At 40.7% G+C, this 15,457-nt stretch carries 11 protein-coding genes; 4 read left to right on the forward strand and 7 right to left on the reverse strand.

Annotation, left to right across the window (positions count from 1 at the left end):
• Positions 1-123: 123 nt before the first annotated feature.
• Entirely contained in the window at positions 124-1,008 is an 885-nt protein-coding gene (locus tag PSR9079_RS02620; protein ID WP_149980314.1) for a LysR family transcriptional regulator, read from the reverse strand.
• Between the two features lie 113 nt (positions 1,009-1,121).
• Here PSR9079_RS02620 and PSR9079_RS02625 point away from each other — a divergent pair, with 113 nt between their 5' ends.
• Both PSR9079_RS02625 and PSR9079_RS02630 read left to right on the forward strand, forming a co-directional pair.
• Positions 1,122-1,877 carry an SDR family oxidoreductase gene (locus PSR9079_RS02625; RefSeq protein ID WP_149980315.1) on the forward strand — a complete coding sequence of 252 codons (756 nt, stop codon included), beginning with the start codon at positions 1,122-1,124 and terminating at the stop codon, positions 1,875-1,877.
• Positions 1,867-2,175: a hypothetical protein gene (locus tag PSR9079_RS02630; protein ID WP_149980316.1), complete on the forward strand. Its 309-nt coding sequence runs from the start codon at positions 1,867-1,869 to the stop codon at positions 2,173-2,175. Before PSR9079_RS02625 ends, PSR9079_RS02630 begins: the two co-directional genes overlap by 11 nt.
• 186 nt (positions 2,176-2,361) lie before the next feature.
• Here PSR9079_RS02630 and PSR9079_RS02635 read toward each other — a convergent pair whose 3' ends face one another.
• The 5 genes from PSR9079_RS02635 to PSR9079_RS02655 form a co-directional block, all read right to left on the reverse strand.
• Positions 2,362-2,772, reverse strand: a complete 411-nt coding sequence (locus tag PSR9079_RS02635; RefSeq protein ID WP_149980317.1) for a hypothetical protein — start codon at positions 2,770-2,772, stop codon at positions 2,362-2,364.
• Positions 2,773-2,961: 189 nt separating this feature from the next.
• Positions 2,962-3,147, reverse strand: a complete 186-nt coding sequence (locus tag PSR9079_RS02640) for a hypothetical protein (RefSeq protein ID WP_149980318.1) — start codon at positions 3,145-3,147, stop codon at positions 2,962-2,964.
• 396 nt (positions 3,148-3,543) lie between these two features.
• The gene (locus tag PSR9079_RS02645; protein WP_149980319.1) at positions 3,544-6,411 is read right to left on the reverse strand and encodes a TonB-dependent receptor; all 2,868 of its coding nucleotides are present in this window, start codon (positions 6,409-6,411) and stop codon (positions 3,544-3,546) included.
• A 98-nt stretch (positions 6,412-6,509) separates the two neighbouring features.
• The gene (locus tag PSR9079_RS02650; RefSeq protein WP_149980320.1) at positions 6,510-7,385 is read right to left on the reverse strand and encodes a FecR family protein; all 876 of its coding nucleotides are present in this window, start codon (positions 7,383-7,385) and stop codon (positions 6,510-6,512) included.
• A 60-nt stretch (positions 7,386-7,445) separates the two neighbouring features.
• The gene (locus PSR9079_RS02655; protein ID WP_149980321.1) at positions 7,446-7,985 is read right to left on the reverse strand and encodes an RNA polymerase sigma factor; all 540 of its coding nucleotides are present in this window, start codon (positions 7,983-7,985) and stop codon (positions 7,446-7,448) included.
• A 218-nt stretch (positions 7,986-8,203) separates the two neighbouring features.
• On the opposite strand from PSR9079_RS02655, the gene PSR9079_RS02660 reads away from it, so the two are divergent.
• On the forward strand, positions 8,204-10,972 hold the full coding sequence (locus PSR9079_RS02660) for a TonB-dependent receptor (RefSeq protein WP_246175476.1): 2,769 nt from the start codon (positions 8,204-8,206) through the stop codon (positions 10,970-10,972).
• 79 nt (positions 10,973-11,051) lie between these two features.
• Entirely contained in the window at positions 11,052-12,881 is a 1,830-nt protein-coding gene (locus tag PSR9079_RS02665) for a metallophosphoesterase family protein (protein WP_149980322.1), read from the forward strand.
• Positions 12,882-13,001: 120 nt separating this feature from the next.
• On the opposite strand, the gene katG is transcribed toward PSR9079_RS02665, so the two are convergent.
• A complete protein-coding gene (gene katG / locus PSR9079_RS02670; RefSeq protein ID WP_149980323.1) occupies positions 13,002-15,179 on the reverse strand; it encodes a catalase/peroxidase HPI in 2,178 nt (725 codons plus the stop codon).
• Positions 15,180-15,457 lie beyond the last annotated feature (278 nt).

Raw genomic sequence — 15,457 nt, forward strand, 5'->3', positions numbered from 1 at the left:
GTTGATGAAAGCGTAATATCTGGGATGTAAGTATCTGTATAAAGGAATTCGCGAGATTGAAAATAACTCTCTAAGCTTTAGATAAGCGGGCTACTTTTAACCTTATTTTGGATTGCCGACATTTTATGTAAAGTCATTACCTTGATATTTATCAATTAGCTTTTGGATAAATTGTTTAACCTTTGCAGGTAAATACGTTTTAGATACGTACAATGCATGCACTGGAAAGCTGGTGAGCGCTAACTCAGGGAGTAATTGAATTACTTCGCCTTTTAAAAGCTCTTCTTTAAAGGCCCATTTTGGACCTATGTGAATTCCTTTATCATCTAAGACGAGTCGTTTAACAGCGCTAACACTATTTACTGTGAAGTTTCCATGCAATTCAGTTTTTAATTCATCTGTAGAGATCGGCGTATCATATTGTGTTTTTTTATAAAGAATAAAATTATGAGTTGCAAGCGATTGTACGTCTAGTGGCGCACCAAATTGGTTTATATAGCCTGTTGAAGCAACTGCAACTCGTGGCACTTCACCTATTTTTCTACAGATAAGACTTGAGTTGGGCAGCTTTCCAATTCTGATGGCAACATCAATGCTTTGTGATTTTAAATCTTCAAATTGGCTCCCTAATACTATCTCAATAGATAAGTCAGGGTAATCCGTAGTCATTTCTTCAAGCACAGGAACAATAAACTTACAACCAAAGTCATGGGGAGCAGCAATTTTTAATAGGCCTGAAGGTTTATTAACCGTGTTTTTAATTAAGTTTTCTAGAGACTCTTGTTCACTCAGTAACCTTTTTAGCCCAGAGTAGTATTGTTGTCCTGACTCTGTTGGAGTGGAATGTTTAGTTGAACGCTCAACAAGCTTTACACCGAGGCGCTTTTCTAAATTAGCTATCCTGCGACTGACCGAAGAAGGATCGGTATTGAGAAGTTCAGCGGCTCTTTTAAAGCTACCCGCTTCAGTAACTCTGATAAACAGCTGTTCATTTGTTATCTCTTTCATATTTACTTATTGTAATTTTCGCATGTATTAAATGAATTATTAGCGGGTTCTTTCTTTATGTACATTAAGGTTATAGTTGTCTGGTGATTAATTCAACAAATAAGGGCAAAATCATGACATCACAAAAACAAGGTAAAGTGGCGGTTATCACGGGGGCAGCACGAAATATGGGACGGGCGTTTGCTGAGGCATTAGCAAAAGATGGCTGTGATATTGTTATTCATTACAACAGTGATGCTTCAGCAAGTGATGCTAAAGTGACTGCTAGTTTAGTTGAGCAAGCAGGTCAAAGAGCTATACTAGTGCAAGGCGAGCTTTCCGAGCCAAGCAATGTCACTGATTTATTTACTCAAGCTAAAGAGGCTTTTGGTCGTATCGATATAGTAATTAATAACGCAGGTAAAGTGATCAAACGACCATTCATAGAGTATACAGAAGATGATTATAATGAAATGTTTAATGTAAATACTAAAGCTGCCTTTTTTGTGATGCAAGAGGCTGCTAAGCATATTGAAGACAATGGTCGAATCATTAGTATGGGCACGTCATTGCTGGCTGCTTTTACAGGAAACTATGCTCTATATGCAGGTTCAAAGGCACCGTTAGAAGACTTTACCAAAGCGTTGGCTAAAGAAATTGGTAGTCGCGGGGTCACTGTTAACACTGTTTGCCCTGGACCAATAGATACAGCGTTTTTCCATGGAGAAGAAAACGAACAATCAACTGCCTATATGTGTGCAGCGAGTGTAGCTAATAGATTAGGTACGATTACTGACATTGTACCGCATATTCAGTTTTTAGCTTCAGCTCAATCACAATGGATGACGGGGCAGACTTTATTTATTAATGGTGGCTTTGTTGCGCGTTAATGTAAGTCAGTGGCTGCATAGCCACTCACTTTTATTAATTATAAAAGTTTCCGTTGTTACTACTTTATCGGCACAAGTCACTGATAGTAAAAATGTAGATAAAATTTATTCGCCAAAGCAAGTTGTTTTAGCATTGATAAGCGCGATGGATGCCAATAAAGGGTCTCTTATCCGCTCATTGTTTGCCAATGATGCAACTCAGAATTATGGGCACTGGTACGCTATTCAAAAAAGAGCTGAAAAGTTTAAGGCATGGCTTGAATCCGACACTATTGAAAGTGCATGGACAAGTAGTTGAGCCTAAGCTAAATGCCAGTGGTGAGCGTGTCATTGTGACTGGTACGTACATTAACAATAATAATTACAAAATAGCTGCTGATTTTCTATTTATAGTAAAAGACGGATAAATTACTAGTTGGACAATGAGGTATGGCTGATATCTACATGCAACGTCGTGAAAACTTTATCTAATCAATGAGATTTTTTAGGTTTTTATTTTTTCTAGTTGCTCTAAGCTATAGAGCTTAGCTTCATTAACAGAGTTAAAATATACGGGCGGGTTAGACTTGTATTTTTTTTCAACTAACTGTTTGTGGGTACTTGTGATATTGCAGTAACAACGTAAAATACATCCACGGCTTTCTTCAATATCGATTACCTTCATAAGCTCTTCTATCGCATCAAATGTACACAACTGATATTCACTCATATCCATTATACGACACCATTTACCTGGATTCTCCAGTTCGGATATTTCCTTAAGTAAATGTTTATTAAATTCTTCAGCCATTTGCAGGTTCCAAGCACCAATTATTTTGTAAATCAATATATTTTTTGCCCGGCTGAACTCGAAATGGCCATGTGATACAAATATAGAACCTAGATGCTGAACCATAATTAGCCTTTTTCTGTTGTTGAGAAGTACGATGAGAGTTTTTGCCCCTGCTGATAAGCATAGATGATATTGCTATATCTCGATAGGCGAGGAAAATATTTTAATGCATGCAAGCGATTTTTACTTTAAAAATCAATCATCAATAAACCTGTTTTTCTTGTGTTACTATCTTCACCATAACACACATTATTAATTCAACGGCCCTTCTACCAGTGCTAAATCTAACTTTGTTACGGCTATATCTTCTTTATTAATTGCGTAGCTTATCCATAAGCTGTTTTGCCAAAGATAACTTTTTGGGTAGCTGTAACCAATGCGTTTGTATTTACCTTGATACTGTATGGTCGGTAGAGTTTGTTGATCACGAAAAGCCATAACCACGTTGTTTGCTTTATTGATAAACCAGCTAGGCTCTAGCTCATCGCTAACATATTTACTAAAAGGTCGGTTGTAAGGCTTTTAAATCCTGTTCAATAACGCCATTTAGTGGCGTGCCTGCTTTATTTAATACCGATTAAAACTCACCCCAATTTATGCCACCTTCACTTTGGCTATATAAAACATGTATATTTGGGCCATCTTCGTCTTTTTTGAGGATTGCCTGAGGTAATTATCGTTATGTATCATTTCGATACTAGCAAGCCATTAACTCAGCGGCTACTGGGTTTGCATAAGCTAGCTTTAAACATTAGTTGCTTGTATTATTTTTATTCAAAACGTAATGGGGGTTTACAAAAGCGATCTTTGTTTACGTGTGGTAAATTCAAAAACTTATATTCTTAATGACAAGCTAACTACCACGCGGCGGCCAAATTCTTCTGCTTTCATTAATGAACTCGCATAGTCGGTTTTAGCTGTGCGGGTGAGTGTTTCATTGGTGGCGTTAAACATGTCTAAGCGCAGGCTGGCATTGGCTGAGTAAAACCAGCTAAAGCTTAAATCTGTGCTGGTGTAGTCTTCAACATAACTACTGGCATTATTACTAATGTCGCGTTGCTCCAAAAAGTCACTACGGTAATTAATATTAAATGCAGCTTGCCATTTTTTATCACTGACTAAAAAGCGCAGGTTACCTGTCCAGTCAGAGACTCCTTCTACTTTAAAGTGATTACCAGCTGAGGTGCTTACATCTGCTTTGTTGATATGGGTGATGCTTGCTGATAATTGGCTTTGTAAGAACCACTGGCTATATTGCGGTAATTGCCACTGGCTACTTGCTTGTAAGCCATTGACTTGAGCTTGGCCATCGTTAGTACGTTGCAAAGAGTTGTAATGCTGGCCTTGATAATTAAAGCTTGCTGCTTGCTCAACAATAAAGTTATTCATGTGGTGATTAAAGCCCAGCAATTGTGCGCTTACGCTTTGTTGTTGCCAGTTAACAGAGAGCGTACTGGTGTTGGCTATAACCGGTTGCAAATTGGGGTTACCAAGTTCTGCATATGGTAGGCCTCCTGAGTTTACATGCAGTTTTGGGTTTAAATCTGAGTAATTTGGCCGATTTAAAGCGCGGTTAAAGCCCGCCCGCCATTGCCAATATTGCGAAGGCTGCCATTTTAAATTAACTGACGGTAACCACGCGCTATCATTATTGCTGCTATTGATAGGCGCCACCCCCCCAGTTTTTGTTAGTTGCGATCCTTGTGTTTCACTTAATGTATTACTGTATCGTAAGCCAGTGCTTAGCGTTACTTGCTCAAATTGCCACTGTGAAGAGATATAACCTTCTTTTGATGCAAAGCTTACTTTGTAACTATTTAATCGGTCACTCTCATTCATTTCTGCGAACGGCAAATCAATATCATAAAGTTGCAACAGGTCACTTTTTGGGATTAACCAAGGTTGTACTTCAGCGTTCATAAATCCTGCTGAAAACTGATTGGCAATTGGCTCAAGCCAACGGCCATCTAAATTAGGTAGTTGCTCTAAAGCTGAGGGCGATAAACTGATATCTTTGCGGGCGTAGTGATAGCTTTGTGTTGAATGTAAAAAGCCGATATCCAGCGCTTGCAGGCCCCAACTATTTTCAGCACTGAAATGACTATCTATGCCCCACTCTTGTACTTCATTAAGCACATTGATAGTGCGTTTACTCATTTGGCTAATATGTGAGTAGCTACTTACTAACCCCAAGTTGCTTGTAAAATTAAAGTTATCAACCGATGTGTTTTGTAAAGCTACGTCTGCTTGCATAGGTGAAGTCGCAACATGAACGCGAGTGATAGGCTCTTTAGTTTTACTGTTTGCTTTACTGCTACTGTAAAATGGCGAAAGCGTTAAGGGTAAATGCGCACTTGGTTGCCAGTTAGCATCAACTTGTATGGTTTGGTTGGCATAATATAAGTTGGATTCTTCACGGCTAGTTTTGGCATTTACAGCGTTAAATACAAATTGGTTTAGGCTATTATTTTCATCGTTAACCTGTGCTTGAGCTGACTGACTTTGTGGGTTAATCGAAATACGGTGCTCATCAAACGAAAAGTCAGTATCTGATCTAAACCACAGAGTATTAAGCTTTAAACGCTCAGTAGCTTGCCAGGCTAAAGCGCCATAATATGTTGCGCGAGTGCGATCTTCGTTTTCTATGGTCAGTGCTAAGCCATCTGTAGGCACCAAGATGTTTTTATTAATATCAGGCCATTGGTAAGGCTGCGGTGCGCCGCCGTTTTCTCCCCAGTGCCAGGTTTCAAACTGAAATTGACGTTGCAGACGGTTCTCATAGTTCATTTTTATCATCACAGCTAAGTTACCATCTGCTGTTTTGGCATTGCCTGTTAATCCAAAGCTTGGTTGAAGGTTTTGTTCACCTTCAAGCGCAGCGGTGGTGAGCATAACTTGTAGGTTATTGTCTTGATAAGCAAGGGGGTCATCGCTAAGCAAGTTAACGGTAGCGCCTACTGCACCACTAGGAAGGCTTGAGTTTGTGGTTTTATACACCGCGATATTTGAAAATAAACCAGCGCTAAATATATCAAAGCGGTGTTGTTGCCCATATTGGTTTGAGTTACGAACGTTTTCGGTATTTGCAAGGCGATGACCATTGAACAGCGTTAATTGATATTCCGCACCCAATCCCATGGCATTAATATTAAGGGCTTCACCGCGATCGCGGGTAATGCTTATGCCGGGTACTGCTTGTAGTGCCTCGGCAAGATTTTCAGCTGGCAGTTGATTGAGCATTGCGCCTACAGCTATTTCGCTTTGCCCTACATAGTTACTCTTTATTTGTTGGGCGTAGTTAATTGCTTGTTGGTAATTGCGGTTATAGGCATCACCATTGGATGGTGTGGGTAACGACTCGGTTACTGTTACTTCTTCAATCACCTGCGTATTGTTAGTTTCGGGTATTGATATTGCCGGTGCTGGTACTGATGTTGCTGTTTGAAAAATAACGATGCCAGAAGCGGTTTTTTGCCAGCTTAATTGCCTAGGAGTCAGCCATAAATCAAGAGTTTGCTCAAGTGTGGTTTGAGTACTGGGCTCAACGGTTAAGCCTGCTAGTAATGAGGTGTTGTATATTATCGCAGTGGAAAACCGTTTAGATAGGTCAGTTAATTGCTCTATTAAACTGGCCGTTGCGGCATCAGCTGCAATAGAAAAAATCGAGAGTGCTACACATAAAAAACTGCTTATACGTAACATCTATGAACGGCCTTGCTACTTCATTAATAAAACGACAGTGTGCAGAATATAAATGAACAATTTATGACAATGCCACCAACTGCAAAAATATGCTCAAACTAGTTTGTTGGCGACAATACAATACTGTCGTCAAAGCGATTAACCTCAAGCTGGTTTAATTGCGCGATTAAAGATGCCGCGCCAACGACATCGGTTGTTTTAAAACGACCGCTGACTCGTAAGTTAGCATCCACATTACTCAGAACTAATGGTTTGTCGGTATAGCGATTAAGTTGAAAAATAGCATCATTAATGGTGACATTTTCTAAATCAAGCCAGCCAAGTTGCCAATCAGGCTGCTGTGCTTTAAATGTACTTACAATAATATGATTATTATGAACGCGAGCTCGCTGCCCTTTTACTAATTCTACTCGCTGTGCGTTATCTGGTGTGGTTACCGCCACCTTGCCATGAAACACATCAATTGTGGTTTCGCGTAGGGTTTTATCGATATTAAAAGCGGTGCCTAATACGCTTATTGTTGCGTTACCGGTATTGATGGTGAACGGGCGATGTTCATCACGTTTTACTGAAAAATAAGCTTCGCCTTTACTCAGGGTTGCTTGTCTGGCTTTATCGTTTTCATTAAATTGCAAATTAGTGTGTGTATTTAATGCAACTTCAGAGCCATCTGACAAAGTAACATCTGTGGCTTGAGTGGCAAAATACTGTTGTGCAGCAACGAGCGAAGAAGCTTCAGGGGTTACCTCTGAGCTTAATTGCATAACGCCAACCACGGCCACAATAATACTGGCTGCAAGCGCACTTCCCCACAACCAAAAAGGCTTTTCTTGGCTAGGTTCTGCCTGTGTTGGCTGATTCACTTGTGTTTGTGAGTCTAATTTTTGTAATGCTGCAATGAGTGCGGCATCTTGCCAAATCGCTTGCTTGAGTGGATCTTTATTTTCATCGTCATGTTTGGATGAGGTGACCATGTTATTTCTCTATCTATCTCTATTATTGATATAACGACTTAACGTTCATTAAGGGGACACTTAGTCGGCAATAAATTCGCTGATTGCGTCTTTGAGCATATCCATCGCGCGGGAAATATGCTTTTTTACCGCTTCTTCTGATAACCCTAAGCTTTGCGCTATTTGTTGGCGGCTTTCGCCATGTAACCGCCTTCGAATAAACACATCACGACGTAGCGCAGGCATTTGTGTGAGTACCTGTTGATATAAACGCAGTCGTTGCTCATGGTCGAGTAAGTTTTCAAGGGAAAGCTCTGTACTTAATGGCTCATGCTCTAGGCACTCGGGATATTTACTTTGCTCTTTGTGATGGTCAATCACTAAATGATGTGCCATCCGATAACCATACGCTAGTGGGTTATCAATATGCTCTGTGCGCTCAATTTTTAACGCTTTTAATAATAGTTTTTGAAATAAATCATCTGCATCGGCTTGTTCACCAACCGCCCGACGAAAGAAACTTTTTAATGCATCTTGATTCGCAATAAAACATTTAACCAATGGTCGATGAGATTGACTTTGCTTGCTTGCAAGCGATAGAGATGTTTGAGTTTGGGGCATCGTTGTATCGATATCTACAGCATTACGTTATTTAACAGACGCTCATACTAAAGCAAAGGTGACACTATTTTTATGATGATTTGATGACACTTTTATGAGTGTGATGTCGCAAAACCGACATAAAAACTTCATCAAATAAATACGTCCCCTATTAAATTTTTGCACCGTCATTAGAAGCGAAATCAATTTAAAGTCGTAATACATACAACAGGACCAACATGATGACTAAGCGAATTTTTACTCTATCACCGTTAGCATTAGCACTTAGCTCGTTATTTGTAGCACCAAGCTATGCACAAGAAACTGAAAAAGAAGATCAAGCGATGGAGCAAATCGTCGTAACCGGTAGTTATATTAAAAGCTTAGAGCAAGCGATTGATTTAAAACGTAGTAATATTGGCTTTTCAGATTCGATAGTCGCTTCAGATATTGCGGATTTTCCTGAGCAAAACTTAGCCGAAGCGCTACAGCGTATGCCAGGGGTGACTATTGAGCGTAATAAGGGCTTAGGTCAAAAGGTGAATGTACGTAGTTTACCGAGTGAATTTACGTTCGTATCAATCAATAATCTTGCTACGGCATCGGGCAGTGGCGGGCGTGATGTTGAATTTGATATGTTTGCCTCTGAAATTATTCAAAGTGTTACAGTAAAAAAATCATCAACGGCTGCGGATGAAGAAGGCGGTATTGCAGGTTCAGTCGCAATCACAACAGCAAGACCATTTGATTATGACGGCCGTAAGTTAGTGGCATCGGTCGAAGGGGCTTATAACGAAATATCAGAAAAATCAGATCCTAAACTAACCTTTTTAGCCAGTGATACATTTGGTGATTGGGGGGCACTTGCCTCGTTTGCATTCTCTCAACGGACTAATCGTACTGATAGTAATTCAGGGATCGATTTTCGCCCCCTTTCTCGATTTTTAGAAAAGAAAGGCTCATCGCAATGGCAATCTGACCAAGCTGTGGACGTATTAGAGCGTGATACCGGTATAACAATTAATGATCGCTTTGATAGCGATGAAACAAGCCGCGTGGTGTTTTTAAATAAAGTAGGCGATCGTTCATACTTAACAGAGCAAGAAAAATGGGGGGCAACACTGTCATTACAATATAAACCTAGCAGCGAATTTAGCTTAACCTTTGATGGCTTACTGGGTAATTTTGATGATCATGAAGACGAATATGATGCATCCGCTTATGCCGCATCAAGTGTTAGCTCTTTAGAACGCATTAATCAATATGATAGCTCTACGCTAGGTGATTACGGTATCACTGTTCTAACCGACGTTGACTATGCGGCTACTCAACACGAATTTTTAAGTAAAGAACACAGTAGTGATACTGACTACCAACAATTTAGCATTGCAATGGACTGGGTTGTAGGTGACTGGGATATATACGGTTTAGTGGGTTATAGTGGCGCAGATAAAACAACCGAATCCACTAATTTAAAACATACAGCCTATCGTGCAACACGTTCACGTTATACCAGCACAGGCGCAGAAACTATACCAAGTAATAATCCTGATACATTTGATATGTATAACTCACCTGAGGCTTATTTATTTGACTATAACGAAGTTAATCTTGAAGCAATCTCAGATGATAAATATGCTGCTCAATTGGATTTCTCTCGCCAATTTAGCTTAGATTCCTTCCCTGCGTTAACCAAGTTGCAGTTTGGGGCGCGGTATACCGACAAATCAAAAGAGCGTAATTATGGTACTAACCGAGCAACAGGTCCATCAGCAGGTGATACCTCTTGGGTAGGCACGCGTACGTTAGCTGACAGTGAACTAACTAATATTTCAGATTTGGTTAATGGTGGCGAGTATCTATCTGACGTACCGTCTAAACAAGGTTGGAGTCAAATTTCTAATCGTTATGCTCGTAACCAACTTAGATATGAAGGCTTTGGTGTTGATTTCGAACCAGACCAATATTATCAAGTAGCAGAAAAAACCACGGCTATTTATGCAATGGCTGATTTTGCTTTTGATATTGGCGATATGCCCGCAACCTTGAATACCGGTGTGCGTTATATTGATACTAAAGTTGATTCATCAGGTTATCACCAAGTACAAAATGATGATGGCTCAACATCTTATACGTCAACACCAGTCTCTAAAAGTGGTGGTTACACTGAAGTACTGCCAAGTATTAACTTTACCCTTGAGCTTAATGATGACTTAGTACTGCGTGCTGCGGCTTCAGAAACATTAATGCGCCCTGCCCTTACCGATATTGCTTATAAACGCACAGTGAGCTTAAACGAGTTTAAATACCGCGATGGTAATCCAGACTTAAAACCAACTTATGCTGATCAATGGGAAGTGGGCCTAGAGTGGTATTTAGAAGATGGCGGCTTATTAGCGGTTTCTTACTTTGAAAAAGAAATTGAAGGCGTCGTACGTGAATCACTCACAGGTGTTGTTAATGGCGTAACTAAGTACAATGATAATGGTACTGTTGACGGTGTTTATGATTTTGATGTTTATCAAAAAGTGAATGCCGAAGGCTCGTATGATGTTAGTGGTGTTGAGTTTATTGCACAAATTCCATTTGCTCGTATTAGTAGCATGTTAGAAGGTTTTGGTGTCAATGCTAACTACACGACATTAAATAACTCCTTAACGGGTGCATCTGACTTAGGTATCCCTACCCCGCCAGAGGGGCTTGCAGATGAAACCTACAACCTGACTTTTTATTATGAAAATGAAAGCTTTGATGCGCGTATTTCATATAACTATAAAGACAAATACGTAGAGTACATTGAGCGTGATATGTATCCAGTTTATCGTGATGCGTATGGTCAAACAGATGTCTCATTTGGTTACAGCATTAATGATTCAGTAAAATTCACATTAGAGGGCATTAATATTACCGATGAAGCGACTAAAGGATATACATTAGATCCAGCTTTCCCATCAATGTATGAGTTCTCTGGAAGACGCTTTGCATTAGGTGTTCGCGCAATATTTTAATATATTATAAAGCTAATAACCGGAAGCATTTTGCTTCCGGTTTTTTTGTTTAAAGTGTTCCAGTCACAGGATATTTAAAATGAAGTTTCTCATTTCATTGCTCATTTTTTTGAGCTGTACACCGCTTTTTGCTGCGCCGGCTACAAACACCCAAATCGCCTTTGTTCCCGACATTCACTTTCACGATATTTATGGGGACTTTTCTGATGCGGGGTTTGCGGGCATACCAGTCGATAAAGCAAAGGATGCGGTGAGCATCCGTAGCATGCAGGCGCAAATTCATTCAACTCGCTTATTTAATGAAAACTACTTTGCGTTAATCGCCACCCTTGATGATATTGCCGCTAAAGGCGTAAAGCTAGTTGCCCTGCCTGGGGATTTTACTGATGATGGCCAACCTGTGCATCTTAATGGTTTAAAAACGATACTAGACGATTATGCAAAAAAGTACGGTATGCGTTTTTTTGCTATTCCAGGTAATCATGATCCGGTTCGGCCATTTAAAACCGCCGGCGGAAAATCAGACTTTTTGGGTTCTAAAGGTCAGCAAATTGGTATTTATTCAACCGATCATCCTCGTTGTGAACATGTAGCTAAAGATAATCACTCATTAGTATGCAGCGATAAAATCGCTCATGCTGGTTATCAAGAAATTGTAGATATAATGGCGCCATTTGGTTTGCAGCCAGATAACCGCGATTTGCTGTGGGAAACACCATTTGGCAAGCAGGCGTTGCTCACTGATCGCAGTTATACCCAATGCTCGCAGAATGACCAATCACGTTGTAAGCAAGTACCCGATACCAGCTATTTAGTTGAACCTGTTGCAGGACTTTGGTTATTGGCTATTGATGCGAACGTGTATATCCCAAAACTGGAAAATGGCCATTTGATCTTTCAAGGCTCGGGCAATGCAGGCTATAACAAAGTGCTGACTGAAAAGCCTTATTTATTAAAGTGGATCACACAAGTAGTGCAAAGGGCAAAAGCACAAGGTAAAACCTTAGTTGCGTTTAGCCATTTTCCGATGGGGGAATTTTACGATGGCCAAACGCAGTCGATTAAATCACTGTTTGGTGATACGGCTTTTCAGTTAGCCAGAGAGCCTAGTCTTGATACTCGAAAATTACTCGCCGAAACTGGTTTGAAACTGCACATTGGCGGGCACATGCACATGAACGACACATCGGTCATTGAGAGCGAGCATAACACCCTATTTAATATTCAAGCACCTTCTATCGCGGCATACCGCCCTGCTTATAAGTTAGTCACACTTAATAAACAGTTAGCAAAGGTGGATACGATTACGATTGATAACGTTGCCCAGTTTGACCAACTGTTTAGCGCCTATCAAAAAGAGTATGACTATCTAAACAAAAATGCCCCAGAGCAGCTGTGGAATAACCGTATTTTGACAGCCAAAAGCTACCACAGTTACAGCAAAATGCACTTACAAGCTTTGGCAAAGTGGCGGTTTATTCCTCGTGAGTGGCCACAAGACTTTCGTGAGCAAGTATTGAATATGTCGTTATTAGAGATCACGGCTCTGTTTAACAATAATAGCCAGCTATCTAAAGTACAGCGCCAAGGCTTACAGGCTAAAACAGTGCTCGATTTTATCGCCGACTTTTACTTAGTGCGTAACGCTGGAACGCTTGCGTTTGCTGATATTAGCCAAACAACTCAGCAAACTTATCAAACAATGGCAAACTTATTAAATAACAACACAAGGTGTGTTGTAAGTAGTGACAATAAAGGTAAAAACATTTGTCAGCTAAAATCAGCCCTAACTCAAGCATTTAGTATTTACGATAACCTTAATCATGCGCTGCCAGATAAATGCTTGATTATTGATATGTCAGAAAATAAGTCGTTGCAAAACTGTGCCGCGGATACTGCATCACAATAACTTAGGCGTTAATCATTTGTATTATGTAATGGGGGTTTACAGCGGCTAGACAGCTCAGTAGTTGTATTAGTTAGATAAAAGCGCGAGCATAAAATATGCTCGCGTCTTCTAGTGCTTTACTTAAATATCAAAGCGGTCGGCGTTCATTACTTTAACCCATGCATTTACAAAGTCTTGCACAAAACGCTGTTTGTTATCGTCTTGAGCGTAAAACTCGGCAAGGGCTCGTAAAATAGAGTTAGAGCCAAATACTAAATCTACGCGAGTGGCGGTCCATTTAGTATTACCAGAGCTGCGCTCAATAATGTTATACGTGCTTTTACTTGCCGGTTCCCAGCGATAGTTCATATCGGTTAGGTTAACAAAAAAGTCATTGCTTAATGTACCCACGTTATCGGTGAATACACCATGCTGGCTGCCACTGTGGTTAGTGCCTAGTACACGCATCCCACCAAGTAGTACTGTCATTTCAGGGGCTGTTAACCCCATCAGTTGTGCTCGCTCTAAAAGTAGCTCCTCGGCTGAAACAGCATAATCTTTTTTCTGCCAGTTTCTAAAGCCATCATGAATTGGTTCTAATACATCAAACGACTCTGCATCGGTCATGTCGTCGCTCGCATCGCCGCGACCTGCTGCAAATGGTACGGTGATATCGACACCCGCAGCTTTTGCTGCCTGCTCAACGGCTGCTGTACCGCCAAGTACAATTAAGTCCGCTAAACTCACCGGTTTGCTTAAACTTGCTTGTACTGTTTCAAGGGCCGTTAACACCTTAGCAAGTTTTTCAGGCTCGTTACCTTGCCAATCTTTTTGCGGGTTTAAGCGAATGCGTGCACCGTTGGCACCACCACGGTGATCAGAGCCACGATAAGTACGGGCGCTATCCCATGCAGTGCTGATCAAGTCACTGGCGCTAATGCCTGCATTTAGCAGTTTGTCTTTAAGTTCGCTAATTTCAGCATCAGATAATGTGTAATCTACGCTTGGGATGGGATCTTGCCAGATCAAATCTTCGCTTGGTATATCTGCACCTAAATAGCGAGATTTAGGGCCTAAGTCACGGTGAGTGAGTTTAAACCAAGCCCGTGCAAACACATCAGTGAAATAGTCAAAATCATTATAAAAACGTTCAATAATTTTGCGATAGCTTGGGTCCATCTTCATTGCCATATCGGCATCGGTCATAATCGGGTTTAAGCGAATTGATGGATCTTCAACATCAACAGGTTTATCTTCCTCTTTAATGTTTACCGGTTCCCATTGGTTTGCACCCGCTGGACTTTTGGTAAGCTCCCATTCGTAATTTAACAGTAGATAGCAATAACCGTTATCCCATTTAGTTGGGTGAGTTGTCCACGCACCTTCAATGCCTGATGTCATAGTATCGCGGCCGATACCGCGTGAGTTGTGGTTATTCCAGCCAAGGCCTTGCTCAAATACATCCGCGGCTTCTGGCTCTGGGCCAACGTTCTCTTCGCTGCCATTGCCATGGGTTTTACCCACCGTATGGCCGCCCACCGTGAGCGCTGCTGTTTCTTCGTCATCCATCGCCATGCGAGCAAAAGTTTCGCGTACTTGTGCTGCCGTTTTTAGCGGATTAGGCTCTCCATTGACCCCTTCAGGATTTACGTAAATTAAGCCCATTTGCACGGCCGCTAATGGGTTTTCCATGGTGTCTGGTTTTGCTACGTTGTCATAGCGTTCATCACTTGGGGCAAGCCATTCTTTTTCAGCGCCCCAATAGACGTCTTTTTCTGGATGCCAAATGTCTTCACGCCCGCCGGCAAAACCAAAGGTTTTTAAGCCCATTGATTCATAAGCCATATTGCCGGCTAAAATAATTAAATCGCCCCACGATAACTTATTACCGTATTTTTTCTTGATAGGCCAAAGTAAGCGACGTGCTTTATCAAGGTTAGCGTTATCAGGCCATGAGTTCAAAGGAGCAAAGCGTTGGTTACCTGTACCGCCACCACCACGGCCATCAGCTAAACGGTATGATCCTGCTGAGTGCCACGCCATACGGATCATCAAGCCACCATAATGACCCCAATCGGCAGGCCACCAATCTTGGCTTTGTGTCATCAGATTTTTTAAATCGGTTTTAACGGCTTCAAGATCTAATTTTTTAAATTCTTCAGCGTAATTAAAGTCATCGCCATAGGGATTAGGTTTAGTATCGTGTTGATGAAGAATGTCTAAATTTAAGGCCTTTGGCCACCAATCAGTATTGGAATTAGACGATTGTGTATTGCTACCATGCATGATTGGGCATTTACCCGCACCTGAATTGCTCATTTTTAGCTCCTTTATCGGAATATAAAACTCGGTCTATAAATCGCTATGTTGAAAAGCTTAGTTCATAACAATTAACTTGCTACTGAATGTAATACTTTGATTGATAAACCTTGTTGAAGTTCATCCCTTATACCAATATAGAATATTAACGATTAAAAACTAGATCTAGATCAATACTTTAAAACGATTGCAGCCATCTATAAATTAGATGCAGTTTCCTAAAGTAAGTTAGCTACAGCCATGCAAAACCCTTTTTTAATGGTGGGCCCTTTTGAAAA

Source organism: Pseudoalteromonas rhizosphaerae (assembly GCF_902498845.1).
Lineage (GTDB): Bacteria > Pseudomonadota > Gammaproteobacteria > Enterobacterales > Alteromonadaceae > Pseudoalteromonas > Pseudoalteromonas rhizosphaerae.

Excerpts from the sequence above, each read along its gene's own strand:
- PSR9079_RS02620 (WP_149980314.1), bottom strand. The coding sequence starts at position 1,008 with ATGAAAGAGATAACAAATGAACAGCTGTTTATCAGAGTTACTGAAGCG.
- PSR9079_RS02625 (WP_149980315.1), top strand. The coding sequence starts at position 1,122 with ATGACATCACAAAAACAAGGTAAAGTGGCGGTTATCACGGGGGCAGCA.
- PSR9079_RS02635 (WP_149980317.1), bottom strand. The coding sequence starts at position 2,772 with ATGGTTCAGCATCTAGGTTCTATATTTGTATCACATGGCCATTTCGAG.
- PSR9079_RS02640 (WP_149980318.1), bottom strand. The coding sequence starts at position 3,147 with ATGGCTTTTCGTGATCAACAAACTCTACCGACCATACAGTATCAAGGT.
- PSR9079_RS02645 (WP_149980319.1), bottom strand. The coding sequence starts at position 6,411 with ATGTTACGTATAAGCAGTTTTTTATGTGTAGCACTCTCGATTTTTTCT.
- PSR9079_RS02650 (WP_149980320.1), bottom strand. The coding sequence starts at position 7,385 with ATGGTCACCTCATCCAAACATGACGATGAAAATAAAGATCCACTCAAG.
- PSR9079_RS02655 (WP_149980321.1), bottom strand. The coding sequence starts at position 7,985 with ATGCCCCAAACTCAAACATCTCTATCGCTTGCAAGCAAGCAAAGTCAA.
- PSR9079_RS02660 (WP_246175476.1), top strand. The coding sequence starts at position 8,204 with ATGATGACTAAGCGAATTTTTACTCTATCACCGTTAGCATTAGCACTT.
- PSR9079_RS02665 (WP_149980322.1), top strand. The coding sequence starts at position 11,052 with ATGAAGTTTCTCATTTCATTGCTCATTTTTTTGAGCTGTACACCGCTT.
- katG (WP_149980323.1), bottom strand. The coding sequence starts at position 15,179 with ATGAGCAATTCAGGTGCGGGTAAATGCCCAATCATGCATGGTAGCAAT.